Raw genomic sequence first — 17060 nt, forward strand, 5'->3', positions numbered from 1 at the left:
TGGGAGTGGGAAAATGACGAAGTTAGCGCAATCTGTATTGGATTTAATCGGAAAAACACCAATCGTAAAATTAAACCGTGTAAGCAACCCTGAGGATGCAGAAGTGTATGTAAAACTTGAATACTTTAACCCGGGTAGTAGTGTAAAAGATCGTATCGCACTTGCCATGATCCAAGCTGCTGAAAAAGAAGGTAAATTAACGGAAAATGGAACGATTATTGAACCTACAAGTGGTAATACAGGTATAGGTCTTGCGATGATCGCAGCAGCAAAAGGATATAATGCTGTATTAGTTATGCCAGACACTATGAGCCTTGAGCGCAGAAATTTACTTCGTGCATATGGAGCTGATCTTGTATTAACTCCTGGAGCTGATGGGATGAAAGGTGCTATTGCAAAAGCGGAAGAGCTTGCAAACGAAAATGGATGGTTTATGCCACAACAATTCAACAATGAAGCTAATCCAGAAATTCATCGTTTAACAACAGGTCCTGAAATCGTAGAAGCATTTGATCGATTGGATGGATTTGTTTCAGGCATTGGTACCGGTGGAACAATCACTGGAGCAGGTGGAGTGTTAAAAGAAAAATTCCCAGATATTCATATTGCGGCAGTAGAACCAACAGATTCAAACGTTTTATCTGGCGGTAAACCAGGTCCTCATAAAATTCAAGGTATTGGTGCAGGATTTATACCGGAAGTTCTAGACACCGAACTATACGACTCAATTATTCAAGTATCAAATGATGACGCATATGCAACCTCTCGTGAAGTAGCGAAATCAGAAGGTATTCTTGGTGGAGTTTCTGCAGGAGCAGCAATTTATGCGGCTCTTCAACTTGCTAAAGAACTCGGAAAAGGTAAAAAAGTATTAGCGATTATTCCAGATAATGGTGAACGCTACTTAAGTACTCCTTTATATCAATTCGAGGATTAATCTAAAAGAATAGAAAACTCGAAGAGAGGAAGCGGCTAATGCTTCCTCTTTTTTCTCTGTAGGAAAGTATATAAACTACTGCGTAGGCAATGGGATCAATAAACTTTATAGAATAAAAATACTATTTATTTCCGTTACAGGTGGGGGAACAAATGCTAAGGGCGCCACATCTCAAAGGGAAGGCAATCTAAGGGCGCCACGTCCTGCGGCAACGATAGTATAACCCACATCCTGTTGGCCACCGCGGGGTGAGCGATGAGTTATCACCGTCGCTGACGCGCCGCTTTGATATCTCATCTGTCTCACTCATCGCGATGAAGTCGCCACCTTTCACTGCAATCAATAAGTGAATACTACTCAAATATAAAATTAAGTATAGGTTATCGCTAAGATAAAAGGATGGGGCAAACTTTTAGTGATTATCTTAAGTTACTTGTGATCTTATCTGAATTATAAATGCTATCTAATAATAGATGAAGGAAGCAGAATTTAATTTATACGATGATAATAGAGAAAGGCCATTTATCATTCCTTATACTAAGTGGTTATTGTTGATTGGAGCGCAGGGCGACGACTCCTGGGGGAACAGCACGAGCGAGAGACTACAGGCTCGAGCCGTGCCCCCGGAAAGCGTTCGACCGGAGCGGAAATCAACAGCATATCTAAGTTTTGGTTTTAATGGATCGAAACTTTTTTTACCTGGTTTTTCTTAAAATCTTTTTGAAAAGTATGTCCTTTACTTTTCTTAGTAGCGAGAAGTAGTAGTTTCAAGTTAAGATGAAGTCAAATCGTTTTTAGGGGGATTTGAGAAAGTGAATATCAAACTCGAAACACATACTTTTCATATGTCGAAGGAAGCTTTTTTCTATGCATATAAAACCTTAACCGAAAATGAAATGTACCATATATTTTTAGAGAGCGGCAGAGGAGGTCATTTATCTGTTGCAGCGTGGAATCCGATAGCTGTGGCTAAATCAGTAGAAAATGGATTGCATATTCATTGGAGAAGCGGAGAGCAAGAATTTCGTGCAGGAGAAGCGCTAGAGAACCTGGAAATGCTCGTCGCTGAATATAAACTACCTGCTCGGCAGGACTTACCAGACTTTCAAGGTGGCGCCATTGGTTTTATTGGCTATGATTATGCAAGGAAAATAGAAGTTTTACCGAATTTGGCTGAGGATGATTTACATATACCAGATATCTATTTCCATATATACGATTGTTGGGCAGTTTTAGATGTAAAAACAGAACTAGTCACGTTAATGAAACTATCTACATGTGATGTAGATTTAGTGAAGCTAGAGCTAGAATACATAGATGCCGCTAAAAAGGGAGTGGATTTAAGAATGTTCCATCCTGGATCTGCAATGGAAGTAGTGGAAGATCCCGCTGAATTGCATGTATCGGTAAGCTCAGGTGAATTTGAGTCTGCCGTACTGAAAATTCAACAATATATAGCGCAGGGTGACGTCTTCCAAGTTAATCTATCTGTTAGACAATCAAAGCAATTGAAAGTAAGTCCAATAGTGATGTATGAGGCGTTGCGCGCATTCAATCCTTCTCCTTATATGGCCTTTATACAAGCACCTGAATTTTCGGTTGTCTCTGGATCCCCCGAATTATTAGTGAAGAAAAAGGAAACGGAATTATCTACGAGACCAATAGCTGGGACAAGACCACGTGGTAAAAGCGATGCGGAAGATATAATACTGGCAAATGAACTGATAGAAAACGAAAAAGAGCGGGCGGAGCATGTCATGTTGGTCGACTTGGAGCGAAACGACATTGGTCGTGTTTCGTCCTATGGAACGGTTGAAGTGGATGAGTTTATGGTTATTGAAAGATACTCCCATGTGATGCATATTGTTTCTAATGTAAAAGGGACGCTTCGATCTGGTACAACTAATGCAGAAATCATCCGGGCGATGTTTCCGGGAGGTACGATTACCGGAGCACCTAAGATTCGGACAATGGAAATAATTGAAGAGCTAGAGCCGGTTCGTAGAGGTTTATATACAGGATCAATTGGTTGGTTAGGATTTTCGGGAGATTTAGAATTTAATATTGTGATCCGTACTGCATTTATTCAAAATGGGATAGCTCATATTCAAGCGGGGGCTGGCATCGTAATTGACTCAGTACCGAGTGCCGAATACGTGGAATCATTAAACAAAGCAAAAGCAGTATGGCAGGCGAAGGCTATGGCAGAAGGAGGGTACAAATGATTTTAATGATTGATAACTACGATTCTTTTACGTACAATCTCGTTCAATATATTGGAGAATTGGGAATCGAAGTGAAGGTAGTTCGCAATGACGAACTAACAATAGCTGCTATTCAAGAAATGAATCCTCAAGTCATTGTTGTGTCGCCTGGTCCACGTACACCAAACGACGCTGGTATTAGTTTGGAGGTAATCACATTTTTCGCAGGAAAAATCCCCATTTTGGGTGTTTGTTTAGGTCATCAGGCTATTGGCCAAGCATTTGGCGGAAGGATTATTCGCGCTGATAGATTGATGCATGGGAAGGTCTCTCCTGTTTTCCATGATAGTAGAGGTGTAAATGCCGATATGCCAAATCCTTTTCTTGCAACAAGATATCACTCCTTACTTGTGGAAAGAGAATCGTTACCGGATTGTTTGGAAATAACTGCTTGGACGGAAGAAGGAGAAATTATGGGACTTCGCCATAAGAAGTATGCTTTAGAGGGTGTTCAATACCACCCTGAGTCAATAATGACGGAGGAAGGTAAAAGGATCATCCGTAATTTTGTTGAAACATATAGTTTTATTGCCGGGGAGAGTAGATAAATGGATGCTTGGAAGAATGGAAGGCTCTACCGGGCAGACGAGTTAATGGTATCGGCATATGACCATGGCTTTTTATATGGACTTGGCTTTTTTGAAACGTTTCGAACATATAGCGGAAAGGTTTTTTTATGGGATGCCCACTGGAATCGTTTGTGTCGGGCACTTGCAGATTTCCGAATAGTGATGCCTTATGAGGAAAATGAGCTATTATTTGCGATAGAAGCACTTACAGAAGCGAATAATAGGGAGGATGGCTATTTTCGTTTGAATGTTTCAGCTGGCATCCATGATATTGGTCTACAACCGGCACGCTATAAGAAGCCGACTGTTATTTTATATCGCAAGGCATTACATATAGCACCTAGAGGCACAGAGAAATATGCTATTTGGCTAGATACTGTAAGAAATACTCCAGAAAGTGGCATACGTCATAAATCTCATCACTATGCCAATAATGTACATGCTAGATTCGAAGTAGAATCACTAGCTTCTTGTGAAGGTTTTTTCCTAACAGCGGAAGGATTTATAGCAGAAGGGATAACTTCCAATATCTTTTGGTCGATGAATGGGAAGTTGTATACCCCGTCCTTGGAAACAGGAATTTTAGCAGGTACGACCCGTGAGTGGGTAATGAAATCTTCTTTATTTGAAATAGAAGAGGGTTTATTTAAGAAAGAAGTATTAGAAAAGGCGGATGAGGTATTTATTACAAATGCCGTTCAAGAAATTATCCCAATTAAACAATTAGAATCCCTCTTGTTTTTAGGTAATAGTGGACCAGTTTACAAGAAATTGCATGATGCTTATATAAGATGCATACAGCAAGAAAGGATCGAATGATGAATTTGCATAATAATAGCGGTAGATTTGAAGCGGGTGGAGTTACATTAGACTTCCACAAGGAAACAATAGTGATGGGTATATTGAATGTTACGCCTGACTCTTTTTCGGACGGCGGTAAGTTTAATGAAATAGAAGCAGCGGTTGCAAGAGCAAAGCAAATAGTAGCGGATGGAGCAAAAATTATAGATGTGGGCGGTGAGTCTACTAGACCCGGTTATACGCTTATTTCGGATGAAGAGGAAATCGCACGTGTTGTACCTGTCATTAGAGCGATAAGAGCAGAGGTAAATGCAGTAATTTCAATAGATACATATAAATCAGCAGTTGCTAAGGCTGCCGTACTTGCAGGTGCACATGTGATAAACGATATTTGGGGAGCGAAGAGAGACCCTGAAATAGCGAAGGTTGCTGCAAAGCATGGAGTTCCTATAATATTGATGCACAACAGAGATAACGAAGAATATACAGACTTTTGGTTAGATGCAAAACAAGATATAGAAGAAAGTATTCAAATAGCGAAAGCGGCTGGAGTTCCGGATGAACATGTATGGCTCGATCCAGGTATTGGCTTTGCCAAATCAACCACTCAAAATATTTGGATGATGCAGCATTTGAATGATTTAGTGGAGATGGGCTATCCCGTATTATTGGCAACATCTCGTAAACGATTAATCGGCAACGTACTGAATCTTCCTGTTGATGAACGGATGGAAGGAACTGGAGCAACGGTTTGCTATGGTGTTCAGCTTGGATGTCATATGGTACGCGTACATGATGTAAAAGAAATGACGCGTATGACCAAAATGATGGATGTGTTGATTGGAAAAGTGAGGTATATAGAAAGTGAGGCCTAACCTAAATGGATTATATACATTTGAATGACTTAGAATTTTATGGATTTCATGGAGCATTACCAGAGGAAACGAAGCTGGGTCAAATATTTCGAGTGACCATCACTTTAGCATGCGATTTAAAAAAAGCCGGTGAAACTGATAATTTAGAGGAAACCGTAAATTATGCAGAGGTTTTTGAATTATGCAAGGAAATTGTAGAAGGTAAACCGTATTTATTAATAGAAGCAGTCGCTGAAAAAGTTGCTTCATCTATTTTGGAGACATATCCAGCGAAGGTTAGCGGCTGCCGTATCCAATTAGTAAAACCGAACCCACCGATTGTCGGGCACTATGCTTCTGTAGCTGTCGATATTACTAGAGGAACATTATGATGAACACGGTTTTTATATCGCTCGGATCTAATATAGGGAATCGTTTTGGGTATCTTCAGCAGGCGGTACGTTTGTTGCAGCAGGTCGAACGGATGAATGTGGTCAATGTATCTTCGGTTTATGAAACAGATCCAGTCGGATATGAGGATCAAGCGGCATTTTTGAATATGGTAGTGGAAATCAAAACTTCATTGACTCCGCATGAAATATTAAAAAAGTGCAATGAAATAGAAGCCCAATTAGGACGAACAAGAGAGATTCATTGGGGACCTCGGACCGTAGACCTTGACATTTTGTTGTATAATGAAGAGAATATGAAAACGCAGGACCTTATAATTCCACATCCTCGGATGATGGAAAGAGGCTTCGTGCTTATACCACTTGTGGAATTACAAGTAAATTTAGTAGATCCACAGTCTAAGCAGTTAATAGCAGATGTTGCGCATGTTCAGAAAGAAGGCGTCCATTTATGGAAAAGATTCGATGGGGTCGACGCATTCGTGCATTTCGCAGGTTAAAAATGGTGAAGCAAGTTGAACTTGCAAAAGAAATGGAAATGTCTGTGTCTATACTTGGTCAAATAGAACAAGGTAAGCGAGTTCCGAGTGAGGAGCAATTAGAAAAAATTGCCTCTATACTTCATATACAAGTAGAAGAATTAAAAGGAGAAAAAGAGGTAGGTGAATAACGATGACAAATGCATCAACAAAACCATTTAAAATAGGTAATCACATAATGGATAATCGAGTAGTATTGGCACCAATGGCTGGTATTTGTAACTCTGCATTCCGATTGACAGTAAAAGAATTCGGAGCAGGCTTAGTATATGCGGAGATGATCTCGGATAAAGGGATTGTACAGAAAAACGAAAAAACATTGAGTATGCTTTATATTGACGAGCGTGAAAATCCACTGTCACTTCAAATTTTCGGTGGAGAGAAAGAAACACTTGTCGAAGCAGCTAAATATGTTGACCAACATACATCAGCTGATATCATCGATATTAATATGGGCTGTCCTGTAAACAAAATCATTAAATGTGAGGCAGGAGCTAGAATGCTTCTGGATCCTAACAAGATCTATGAAATGGTAGCGGCAGTAGTGGATAATGTAAAAAAACCAGTTAGTGTAAAAATGCGTACTGGTTGGGACGAAGAGCATCTTTATATGGTGGAAAACGCTCAAGCAATTGAACGTGCTGGTGGATCAGCGGTAGCTGTGCATGGTCGTACACGCGTTCAAATGTATGAAGGACATGCAAACTGGGATTTAATACGTCAAGTGAAAGAGGCAGTGAATATTCCTGTTATCGGAAATGGTGACGTAAATACACCACAAGACGCAAAACGTATGCTAGATGAAACAGGTGTAGATGCAGTTATGATTGGTCGCGCTGCACTTGGTGATCCGTGGATGATTTATCGTACAGTAGAGTACTTGGAATCTGGTCTGTTAAAACCAGAACCAACTGTACAAGAAAAAATGGACATATGCTTACTACATTTTGAACGCTTAATGGCCCTAAAAGGTGAAAATATTGCGGTTAGAGAAATGCGCAAACATGCATCTTGGTACTTAAAAGGTATTCGAGGCAATGGAACAGCAAGAAACAAGATTAACCAAACAGAGTCTGCACAAGAGTTAAGAGACTATTTACGTAACTTTGCAGAAGAATCTTCTAAAGAATACGAGGCTGTAAAGTCTAGCGTGATTTAATCGGTAAAACAAAGGGCTGTCACTATAGGTGGCAGCTTTTTCCGTTTTAAAGCATAATCAGAATAATAGAAAAAGTTTTCTTCTATTAGAAAAAGATGAATAGAATGCAGAAATTGTGTACAATAAATGCAACGTGAAAAAGTAATTACGGATAATAGTTAGTGGAGGAGTGACGAACATGTCTAATATGGAAGAATTAAACGATCAACTTTTGGTGAGAAGACAAAAGATGACTGCAATACAAGAAAAAGGATTAGATCCTTTTGGTAGTAAATTTGAGCGTTCGCATTTAAGTAACGAAGTAGTTGCTGAGTATGATCAATTTACAAAAGAACAATTAGAAGAAACACTTCATGAAGTGGTCATTGCTGGTCGTATCATGACTAAACGCGGAAAAGGGAAAGCTGGATTTGCTCATATTCAAGATCTTGGCGGCCAAATTCAAATTTATGTACGTAAAGATGCAATTGGTGATGATGCATATGAATTATTTAATACAGCTGACTTAGGAGATATAGTGGGTGTACGTGGAAATGTATTCCGTACACAAGTTGGAGAGCTATCTGTAAAAGCAACGGAGTTTACTTTTCTAACAAAATCTCTACGCCCGATGCCAGAGAAATTCCATGGCTTAAAAGATGTAGAGCAACGTTACCGTCAACGTTATTTAGATCTAATGACTAGTGAAGAAAGTAAAAATACATTTATAACGAGAAGTCGTATTATTCGTGCTATGCGTCGTTACTTAGATAACGAAGGTTACTTAGAGGTGGAAACACCAATGTTACATACAATAGCAGGTGGAGCAGCGGCACGTCCTTTCATTACTCATCATAATGCGTTAGATATGGAATTATATATGCGTATTGCAATTGAATTACATTTAAAACGACTTATTGTAGGTGGATTAGAAAAAGTCTATGAAATTGGTCGCGTATTCCGTAACGAAGGTGTATCTACCCGTCATAACCCAGAGTTTACAATGATTGAATTGTATGAAGCTTATGCTGACTACAATGATATTATGAACTTAACGGAGAACTTAGTTGCTCATGTAGCACAAGATGTTTTAGGAACAACTACAGTGACATACGGTGAAGATCAGATTAATCTTGCCCCGGGTTGGAGACGTTGGCATATGGCTGATGCAGTGAAAGAAACTACTGGTGTTGACTTCTGGGCAGAACTAACGAAGGAAGAGGCGCATGCATTAGCTAAGGAGCATGGAGTAGAAGTTAAACCTTCTATGGAAGTAGGGCATGTATTAAATGAATTCTTTGAACAAAAAGTAGAAGAAACATTAGTGCAACCAACATTCATCTTTGGACATCCAGTAGAGGTATCTCCACTTGCTAAGAAAAATCCTGAAGACGGTCGCTTTACTGATCGTTTTGAATTGTTTATTGTTCGTCGTGAACATGCAAATGCATTTACGGAGTTAAATGACCCTATTGATCAACGTCAGCGCTTCGAAGCGCAAATGGTAGAAAAGGAAGCCGGTAATGATGAAGCTCATGAAATGGATGAAGATTTCTTAGAGGCGTTAGAATATGGAATGCCTCCAACAGGCGGTCTTGGAATCGGAATAGACCGATTAGTAATGTTATTAACTAATTCAGCATCTATCCGCGATGTACTATTGTTCCCAACAATGCGTCATAAAGATTAAGATAGATGAATGCAGATTGCGAGTGACCACTATTGGTGGTGGCTCGCTTTTTATATTTTCACTATATATTGTGTAAGTAATGATCTTTAAAAGTTTTTAAAGAAAAGTTGAGAAAACCACTTGCCATAACGATTTACAGGTGGTATAGTTATCAAGTTGTCATTTTCATTAGTGACTTACACGAAAAACAAATAAAAAAAGTTGTTGACAACGATATCAGGATTTGATATGATATTAAAGTCGCTAAAACGACATCACAAACTGAACATTGAAAACTGAACATGCAAAACGTTAAGAAATATAGCTAATCAGCTAACTTAGTTAGTTTGATAGCAAAACAATTTTGACATCATTTAATGATGATGCCAGCAAAACAAATGAGCTTTTTAAGTTCTCTATTATGGAGAGTTTGATCCTGGCTCAGGACGAACGCTGGCGGCATGCCTAATACATGCAAGTCGAGCGAATGACGAAGAAGCTTGCTTCTTCTGATTTAGCGGCGGACGGGTGAGTAACACGTGGGCAACCTGCCCTGTAGATTGGGATAACTCCGGGAAACCGGGGCTAATACCGAATAATCCATTTCCTCTCATGGGGAGATGTTAAAAGACGGTTTCGGCTGTCACTACAGGATGGGCCCGCGGCGCATTAGCTAGTTGGTGAGGTAACGGCTCACCAAGGCGACGATGCGTAGCCGACCTGAGAGGGTGATCGGCCACACTGGGACTGAGACACGGCCCAGACTCCTACGGGAGGCAGCAGTAGGGAATCTTCCACAATGGACGAAAGTCTGATGGAGCAATGCCGCGTGAGTGAAGAAGGTTTTCGGATCGTAAAACTCTGTTGTGAGGGAAGAACAAGTACGAGAGTAACTGCTCGTACCTTGACGGTACCTCATTAGAAAGCCACGGCTAACTACGTGCCAGCAGCCGCGGTAATACGTAGGTGGCAAGCGTTGTCCGGAATTATTGGGCGTAAAGCGCGCGCAGGCGGTCCTTTAAGTCTGATGTGAAATCCCACGGCTCAACCGTGGAAGGTCATTGGAAACTGGGGGACTTGAGTACAGAAGAGGAAAGCGGAATTCCAAGTGTAGCGGTGAAATGCGTAGAGATTTGGAGGAACACCAGTGGCGAAGGCGGCTTTCTGGTCTGTAACTGACGCTGAGGCGCGAAAGCGTGGGGAGCAAACAGGATTAGATACCCTGGTAGTCCACGCCGTAAACGATGAGTGCTAAGTGTTAGGGGGTTTCCGCCCCTTAGTGCTGCAGCTAACGCATTAAGCACTCCGCCTGGGGAGTACGGTCGCAAGACTGAAACTCAAAGGAATTGACGGGGGCCCGCACAAGCGGTGGAGCATGTGGTTTAATTCGAAGCAACGCGAAGAACCTTACCAGGTCTTGACATCCCGCTGACCGCTCTAGAGATAGAGTTTTCCCTTCGGGGACAGCGGTGACAGGTGGTGCATGGTTGTCGTCAGCTCGTGTCGTGAGATGTTGGGTTAAGTCCCGCAACGAGCGCAACCCTTGATCTTAGTTGCCAGCATTCAGTTGGGCACTCTAAGGTGACTGCCGGTGATAAACCGGAGGAAGGTGGGGATGACGTCAAATCATCATGCCCCTTATGACCTGGGCTACACACGTGCTACAATGGACGGTACAGAGGGTCGCAACCCCGCGAGGGTGAGCAAATCCCATAAAACCGTTCTCAGTTCGGATTGTAGGCTGCAACTCGCCTACATGAAGCCGGAATCGCTAGTAATCGTGGATCAGCATGCCACGGTGAATACGTTCCCGGGCCTTGTACACACCGCCCGTCACACCACGAGAGTTTGTAACACCCGAAGTCGGTGGGGTAACCCTTACGGGAGCCAGCCGCCGAAGGTGGGACAGATGATTGGGGTGAAGTCGTAACAAGGTAGCCGTATCGGAAGGTGCGGCTGGATCACCTCCTTTCTAAGGATAATATCGGAATACAGATCTTTATCTGTATCTTAACGTTTTGCAGTTCAGTTTTGAATGTTCATTTTTATATGAAGATTCGATACTTGTTCTTTGAAAACTGGATAAAACGACATTGAAACAATAAACAACAAGAAATTCTGTTGTGATTATTTACGTAATCACGACGTGTAAGACTTTTTAACTTTTAGGTTAAGTTAATAAGGGCGCACGGTGAATGCCTTGGCACTAGGAGTCGACGAAGGACGGCACTAACACCGATATGCTTCGGGGAGCTGTAAGTGAGCTTTGATCCGGAGATTTCCGAATGGGGAAACCCACTGTTCGTAATGGAGCAGTACATTTGCGTGAATACATAGCGCATCTGAGACACACCCAGGGAACTGAAACATCTAAGTACCTGGAGGAAGAGAAAGAAAAATCGATTCCCTGAGTAGCGGCGAGCGAAACGGGAATAGCCCAAACCAAGAGGCTTGCCTCTTGGGGTTGTAGGACACTCTACATAGAGTTACAAAGGAATGAGTTAGACGAAGCGATCTGGAAAGGTCCGCAGGATAGGGTAAAAGCCCCGTAGTCCAAAATTCATTCTCTCTTGAGTGTATCCTGAGTACGGCGGAACACGTGAAATTCCGTCGGAATCCGGGAGGACCATCTCCCAAGGCTAAATACTACCTAGTGACCGATAGTGAACCAGTACCGTGAGGGAAAGGTGAAAAGCACCCCGGAAGGGGAGTGAAATAGATCCTGAAACCGTGTGCCTACAAGTAGTTAGAGCCCGTTAATGGGTGATAGCGTGCCTTTTGTAGAATGAACCGGCGAGTTACGATTACATGCAAGGTTAAGTTGAGAAGACGGAGCCGCAGCGAAAGCGAGTCTGAATAGGGCGAATGAGTATGTGGTCGTAGACCCGAAACCAGGTGATCTACCCATGTCCAGGATGAAGGTAAGGTAACACTTACTGGAGGTCCGAACCCACGCACGTTGAAAAGTGCGGGGATGAGGTGTGGGTAGCGGAGAAATTCCAATCGAACCTGGAGATAGCTGGTTCTCTCCGAAATAGCTTTAGGGCTAGCCTCAAACGTTAGAATCTTGGAGGTAGAGCACTGTTTGGACTAGGGGCCCATCCCGGGTTACCGAATTCAGACAAACTCCGAATGCCAATGATTTATGTTTGGGAGTCAGACTGCGAGTGATAAGATCCGTAGTCAAGAGGGAAACAGCCCAGACCACCAGCTAAGGTCCCAAAGTATTTGTTAAGTGGAAAAGGATGTGGCGTTGCTTAGACAACCAGGATGTTGGCTTAGAAGCAGCCATCATTTAAAGAGTGCGTAATAGCTCACTGGTCGAGTGACGCTGCGCCGAAAATGTATCGGGGCTAAACAAATCACCGAAGCTGTGGATTGATACCTTTGGTATCAGTGGTAGGAGAGCGTTCTAAGGGCGTTGAAGTCAGACCGGAAGGACTGGTGGAGCGCTTAGAAGTGAGAATGCCGGTATGAGTAGCGAAAGACGGGTGAGAATCCCGTCCACCGTATGACTAAGGTTTCCTGAGGAAGGCTCGTCCGCTCAGGGTTAGTCGGGACCTAAGCCGAGGCCGATAGGCGTAGGCGATGGATAACAGGTTGATATTCCTGTACCACCAAACCACCGTTTGAGTAATGGGGGGACGCAGAAGGATAGGGTAAGCATGCTGTTGGTTATGCATGTCCAAGCAGTAAGGTGTGAATGTAGGCAAATCCGCATTCTCTAACATTGAGCTGTGATGGCGAGGACGTATGTCCGGAGTTCCTGATTTCACACTGCCAAGAAAAGCCTCTAGCGAGGTGATAGGTGCCCGTACCGCAAACCGACACAGGTAGTCGAGGAGAGAATCCTAAGGTGAGCGAGAGAACTCTCGTTAAGGAACTCGGCAAAATGACCCCGTAACTTCGGGAGAAGGGGTGCTCTTTTGGGTGCATAGCCTAGAAGAGCCGCAGTGAATAGGCCCAGGCGACTGTTTAGCAAAAACACAGGTCTCTGCAAAACCGTAAGGTGAAGTATAGGGGCTGACGCCTGCCCGGTGCTGGAAGGTTAAGAGGAGTGCTTAGCGCAAGCGAAGGTGCGAATTGAAGCCCCAGTAAACGGCGGCCGTAACTATAACGGTCCTAAGGTAGCGAAATTCCTTGTCGGGTAAGTTCCGACCCGCACGAAAGGCGTAACGATCTGGGCACTGTCTCAACGAGAGACTCGGTGAAATTATAGTACCTGTGAAGATGCAGGTTACCCGCGACAGGACGGAAAGACCCCGTGGAGCTTTACTATAGCTTGATATTGAATTTTGGTGCAACTTGTACAGGATAGGCAGGAGCCTTAGAGCCCGGAGCGCCAGCTTCGGAGGAGGCGTCGGTGGGATACTGCCCTGGTTGTATTGAAATTCTAACCCATACCCGTAACCCGGGTAGGAGACAGTGTCAGGCGGGTAGTTTGACTGGGGCGGTCGCCTCCTAAAGTGTAACGGAGGCGCCCAAAGGTTCCCTCAGAATGGTTGGAAATCATTCGAAGAGTGTAAAGGCAGAAGGGAGCTTGACTGCGAGACCTACAAGTCGAGCAGGGTCGAAAGACGGGCTTAGTGATCCGGTGGTTCCGCATGGAAGGGCCATCGCTCAACGGATAAAAGCTACCCCGGGGATAACAGGCTTATCTCCCCCAAGAGTCCACATCGACGGGGAGGTTTGGCACCTCGATGTCGGCTCATCGCATCCTGGGGCTGTAGTCGGTCCCAAGGGTTGGGCTGTTCGCCCATTAAAGCGGTACGCGAGCTGGGTTCAGAACGTCGTGAGACAGTTCGGTCCCTATCCGTCGTGGGCGTAGGAAATTTGAGAGGAGCTGTCCTTAGTACGAGAGGACCGGGATGGACACACCGCTGGTGTACCAGTTGTTCTGCCAAGAGCATCGCTGGGTAGCTATGTGTGGACGGGATAAGTGCTGAAAGCATCTAAGCACGAAGCCCCCCTCAAGATGAGATTTCCCATTACGCAAGTAAGTAAGATCCCTCAAAGACGATGAGGTAGATAGGTTCGGGGTGGAAGCGTGGCGACACGTGCAGCTGACGAATACTAATCGATCGAGGACTTAACCAAATTTGTTTAACGTAACAATGTCGTTTATCCAGTTTTGAAAGAATAATTTTTTTAAAATAACTCTTGTAATATTCTACAGAGTTGGTATAATAAGACTTGTCTTTCAATAAGTTATTCAAGTCTAGTGATGATGGCGAAGAGGTCACACCCGTTCCCATACCGAACACGGAAGTTAAGCTCTTCAGCGCCGATGGTAGTTGGGGGTCTCCCCCTGTGAGAGTAGGACATCGCTGGGCTTGCAATAAAATTATATTTCCCATGGAGGATTAGCTCAGCTGGGAGAGCATCTGCCTTACAAGCAGAGGGTCGGCGGTTCGAGCCCGTCATCCTCCACCATATATTTACTCCTGCCGGAGTAGCTCAACTGGTAGAGCAACTGACTTGTAATCAGTAGGTTGAGGGTTCAAGTCCTTTCTCCGGCACCATTTTCCGAGCCATTAGCTCAGTTGGTAGAGCATCTGACTTTTAATCAGAGGGTCGTAGGTTCGAATCCTACATGGCTCATCACTTTTTCATAGTGAATAATATATATGCGGGTGTGGCGGAACTGGCAGACGCACTAGACTTAGGATCTAGCGCCGCAAGGCGTGGGGGTTCGACTCCCTTCACCCGCACCATTAAATTTAATAACCGAGCGGAAGTAGTTCAGTGGTAGAACACCACCTTGCCAAGGTGGGGGTCGCGAGTTCGAACCTCGTCTTCCGCTCCAAAGATTCACTAAAGTGCCGGGGTGGCGGAACTGGCAGACGCACAGGACTTAAAATCCTGCGGTAGGTGACTACCGTACCGGTTCGATTCCGGTCCTCGGCACCACTTTTATGAAATATTGCGCTCGTAGCTCAATTGGATAGAGCACTTGACTACGAATCAAGAGGTTGCAGGTTCGAGTCCTGCCGAGCGCACCATATAACGGGAAGTAGCTCAGCTTGGTAGAGCACTTGGTTTGGGACCAAGGGGTCGCAGGTTCGAATCCTGTCTTCCCGACCAGTTATTATTTTCGGGGCCTTAGCTCAGCTGGGAGAGCGCCTGCCTTGCACGCAGGAGGTCAGCGGTTCGATCCCGCTAGGCTCCACCATGAACATTGAAAACTGAACATGCAAAACGTTAAGAAATACAGCTTATCAACTAACTTGTTAGTTCGATAGCAAAACAATTTTTGACATCATTTAATGATGATGCCAGCAAAACAAAATGAGCTTTTTAAGTTCTCTATTATGGAGAGTTTGATCCTGGCTCAGGACGAACGCTGGCGGCATGCCTAATACATGCAAGTCGAGCGAATGACGAAGAAGCTTGCTTCTTCTGATTTAGCGGCGGACGGGTGAGTAACACGTGGGCAACCTGCCCTGTAGATTGGGATAACTCCGGGAAACCGGGGCTAATACCGAATAATCCATTTCCTCTCATGGGGAGATGTTAAAAGACGGTTTCGGCTGTCACTACAGGATGGGCCCGCGGCGCATTAGCTAGTTGGTGAGGTAACGGCTCACCAAGGCGACGATGCGTAGCCGACCTGAGAGGGTGATCGGCCACACTGGGACTGAGACACGGCCCAGACTCCTACGGGAGGCAGCAGTAGGGAATCTTCCACAATGGACGAAAGTCTGATGGAGCAATGCCGCGTGAGTGAAGAAGGTTTTCGGATCGTAAAACTCTGTTGTGAGGGAAGAACAAGTACGAGAGTAACTGCTCGTACCTTGACGGTACCTCATTAGAAAGCCACGGCTAACTACGTGCCAGCAGCCGCGGTAATACGTAGGTGGCAAGCGTTGTCCGGAATTATTGGGCGTAAAGCGCGCGCAGGCGGTCCTTTAAGTCTGATGTGAAATCCCACGGCTCAACCGTGGAAGGTCATTGGAAACTGGGGGACTTGAGTACAGAAGAGGAAAGCGGAATTCCAAGTGTAGCGGTGAAATGCGTAGAGATTTGGAGGAACACCAGTGGCGAAGGCGGCTTTCTGGTCTGTAACTGACGCTGAGGCGCGAAAGCGTGGGGAGCAAACAGGATTAGATACCCTGGTAGTCCACGCCGTAAACGATGAGTGCTAAGTGTTAGGGGGTTTCCGCCCCTTAGTGCTGCAGCTAACGCATTAAGCACTCCGCCTGGGGAGTACGGTCGCAAGACTGAAACTCAAAGGAATTGACGGGGGCCCGCACAAGCGGTGGAGCATGTGGTTTAATTCGAAGCAACGCGAAGAACCTTACCAGGTCTTGACATCCCGCTGACCGCTCTAGAGATAGAGTTTTCCCTTCGGGGACAGCGGTGACAGGTGGTGCATGGTTGTCGTCAGCTCGTGTCGTGAGATGTTGGGTTAAGTCCCGCAACGAGCGCAACCCTTGATCTTAGTTGCCAGCATTCGGTTGGGCACTCTAAGGTGACTGCCGGTGATAAACCGGAGGAAGGTGGGGATGACGTCAAATCATCATGCCCCTTATGACCTGGGCTACACACGTGCTACAATGGACGGTACAGAGGGTCGCAACCCCGCGAGGGTGAGCAAATCCCATAAAACCGTTCTCAGTTCGGATTGTAGGCTGCAACTCGCCTACATGAAGCCGGAATCGCTAGTAATCGTGGATCAGCATGCCACGGTGAATACGTTCCCGGGCCTTGTACACACCGCCCGTCACACCACGAGAGTTTGTAACACCCGAAGTCGGTGGGGTAACCCTTACGGGAGCCAGCCGCCGAAGGTGGGACAGATGATTGGGGTGAAGTCGTAACAAGGTAGCCGTATCGGAAGGTGCGGCTGGATCACCTCCTTTCTAAGGATAATATCGGA

The 17060-nt window shown here is 44.6% G+C and carries 10 protein-coding genes, 9 tRNA genes and 4 rRNA genes; all 23 read left to right on the forward strand.

Annotated features, from left to right (window positions below; genetic code table 11):
* Positions 1–13: 13 nt before the first annotated feature.
* The 23 genes from cysK to ACN6MX_RS20355 all read left to right on the forward strand — a co-directional run bounded on the left by cysK (position 14) and on the right by ACN6MX_RS20355 (position 17043).
* Positions 14–937: a cysteine synthase A gene (cysK, locus tag ACN6MX_RS20245; protein ID WP_419960540.1), complete on the forward strand. Its 924-nt coding sequence runs from the start codon at positions 14–16 to the stop codon at positions 935–937.
* 845 nt (positions 938–1782) lie between these two features.
* Positions 1783–3162: an anthranilate synthase component I family protein gene (locus ACN6MX_RS20250; RefSeq protein ID WP_419962678.1), complete on the forward strand. Its 1380-nt coding sequence runs from the start codon at positions 1783–1785 to the stop codon at positions 3160–3162.
* Positions 3159–3749 carry an anthranilate synthase component II gene (locus ACN6MX_RS20255; RefSeq protein WP_419960541.1) on the forward strand — a complete coding sequence of 197 codons (591 nt, stop codon included), beginning with the start codon at positions 3159–3161 and terminating at the stop codon, positions 3747–3749. The genes ACN6MX_RS20250 and ACN6MX_RS20255 overlap by 4 nt, the downstream gene beginning before the upstream one ends.
* Positions 3750–4589, forward strand: a complete 840-nt coding sequence (pabC, locus tag ACN6MX_RS20260; RefSeq protein WP_419960542.1) for an aminodeoxychorismate lyase — start codon at positions 3750–3752, stop codon at positions 4587–4589. It abuts the gene before it with no gap.
* On the forward strand, positions 4589–5446 hold the full coding sequence (folP, locus tag ACN6MX_RS20265) for a dihydropteroate synthase (RefSeq protein WP_419962679.1): 858 nt from the start codon (positions 4589–4591) through the stop codon (positions 5444–5446). The genes pabC and folP overlap by 1 nt, the downstream gene beginning before the upstream one ends.
* A gap of 5 nt (positions 5447–5451) precedes the next feature.
* On the forward strand, positions 5452–5817 hold the full coding sequence (gene folB, locus ACN6MX_RS20270; RefSeq protein WP_419960543.1) for a dihydroneopterin aldolase: 366 nt from the start codon (positions 5452–5454) through the stop codon (positions 5815–5817).
* The gene (gene folK / locus ACN6MX_RS20275; RefSeq protein WP_419960544.1) at positions 5814–6335 is read left to right on the forward strand and encodes a 2-amino-4-hydroxy-6-hydroxymethyldihydropteridine diphosphokinase; all 522 of its coding nucleotides are present in this window, start codon (positions 5814–5816) and stop codon (positions 6333–6335) included. Before folB ends, folK begins: the two co-directional genes overlap by 4 nt.
* Positions 6287–6505, forward strand: a complete 219-nt coding sequence (locus ACN6MX_RS20280; protein WP_419960545.1) for a helix-turn-helix domain-containing protein — start codon at positions 6287–6289, stop codon at positions 6503–6505. Before folK ends, ACN6MX_RS20280 begins: the two co-directional genes overlap by 49 nt.
* A gap of 2 nt (positions 6506–6507) precedes the next feature.
* Entirely contained in the window at positions 6508–7533 is a 1026-nt protein-coding gene (dusB, locus tag ACN6MX_RS20285) for a tRNA dihydrouridine synthase DusB (RefSeq protein WP_419960546.1), read from the forward strand.
* Positions 7534–7711: 178 nt separating this feature from the next.
* Positions 7712–9202: a lysine--tRNA ligase gene (gene lysS / locus ACN6MX_RS20290; protein WP_211892486.1), complete on the forward strand. Its 1491-nt coding sequence runs from the start codon at positions 7712–7714 to the stop codon at positions 9200–9202.
* A 397-nt stretch (positions 9203–9599) separates the two neighbouring features.
* Positions 9600–11153 (forward strand): 16S ribosomal RNA (locus tag ACN6MX_RS20295).
* A 196-nt stretch (positions 11154–11349) separates the two neighbouring features.
* Positions 11350–14278, forward strand: a 23S ribosomal RNA gene (locus ACN6MX_RS20300).
* 120 nt (positions 14279–14398) lie between these two features.
* A 5S ribosomal RNA gene (gene rrf, locus ACN6MX_RS20305) occupies positions 14399–14514 on the forward strand.
* Between the two features lie 24 nt (positions 14515–14538).
* Positions 14539–14614 (forward strand) — tRNA-Val (locus ACN6MX_RS20310).
* Between the two features lie 13 nt (positions 14615–14627).
* A tRNA-Thr gene (locus ACN6MX_RS20315) sits at positions 14628–14703 on the forward strand.
* A gap of 6 nt (positions 14704–14709) precedes the next feature.
* Positions 14710–14782: transfer RNA gene (locus tag ACN6MX_RS20320), tRNA-Lys, on the forward strand.
* A gap of 28 nt (positions 14783–14810) precedes the next feature.
* Positions 14811–14895: transfer RNA gene (locus ACN6MX_RS20325), tRNA-Leu, on the forward strand.
* Between the two features lie 17 nt (positions 14896–14912).
* Positions 14913–14987 (forward strand) — tRNA-Gly (locus ACN6MX_RS20330).
* Between the two features lie 15 nt (positions 14988–15002).
* Positions 15003–15091, forward strand: a tRNA-Leu gene (locus tag ACN6MX_RS20335).
* 15 nt (positions 15092–15106) lie between these two features.
* Positions 15107–15183: transfer RNA gene (locus tag ACN6MX_RS20340), tRNA-Arg, on the forward strand.
* A gap of 5 nt (positions 15184–15188) precedes the next feature.
* A tRNA-Pro gene (locus ACN6MX_RS20345) sits at positions 15189–15265 on the forward strand.
* A 12-nt stretch (positions 15266–15277) separates the two neighbouring features.
* Positions 15278–15353 (forward strand) — tRNA-Ala (locus ACN6MX_RS20350).
* 136 nt (positions 15354–15489) lie between these two features.
* Positions 15490–17043 (forward strand): 16S ribosomal RNA (locus ACN6MX_RS20355).
* The 16S, 23S and 5S rRNA genes sit together here with 9 tRNA genes alongside, the layout of an rRNA operon.
* Positions 17044–17060 lie beyond the last annotated feature (17 nt).

Origin of the sequence: Psychrobacillus sp. BM2, from assembly GCF_048572895.1 — a bacterium.
Lineage (GTDB): Bacteria > Bacillota > Bacilli > Bacillales_A > Planococcaceae > Psychrobacillus.

Excerpts from the sequence above, each read along its gene's own strand:
- folK (WP_419960544.1), top strand. The coding sequence starts at position 5,814 with ATGATGAACACGGTTTTTATATCGCTCGGATCTAATATAGGGAATCGT.
- dusB (WP_419960546.1), top strand. The coding sequence starts at position 6,508 with ATGACAAATGCATCAACAAAACCATTTAAAATAGGTAATCACATAATG.
- lysS (WP_211892486.1), top strand. The coding sequence starts at position 7,712 with ATGTCTAATATGGAAGAATTAAACGATCAACTTTTGGTGAGAAGACAA.
- ACN6MX_RS20255 (WP_419960541.1), top strand. The coding sequence starts at position 3,159 with ATGATTTTAATGATTGATAACTACGATTCTTTTACGTACAATCTCGTT.
- folP (WP_419962679.1), top strand. The coding sequence starts at position 4,589 with ATGAATTTGCATAATAATAGCGGTAGATTTGAAGCGGGTGGAGTTACA.
- folB (WP_419960543.1), top strand. The coding sequence starts at position 5,452 with ATGGATTATATACATTTGAATGACTTAGAATTTTATGGATTTCATGGA.
- cysK (WP_419960540.1), top strand. The coding sequence starts at position 14 with ATGACGAAGTTAGCGCAATCTGTATTGGATTTAATCGGAAAAACACCA.
- ACN6MX_RS20250 (WP_419962678.1), top strand. The coding sequence starts at position 1,783 with ATGTCGAAGGAAGCTTTTTTCTATGCATATAAAACCTTAACCGAAAAT.
- pabC (WP_419960542.1), top strand. The coding sequence starts at position 3,750 with ATGGATGCTTGGAAGAATGGAAGGCTCTACCGGGCAGACGAGTTAATG.
- ACN6MX_RS20280 (WP_419960545.1), top strand. The coding sequence starts at position 6,287 with ATGGAAAAGATTCGATGGGGTCGACGCATTCGTGCATTTCGCAGGTTA.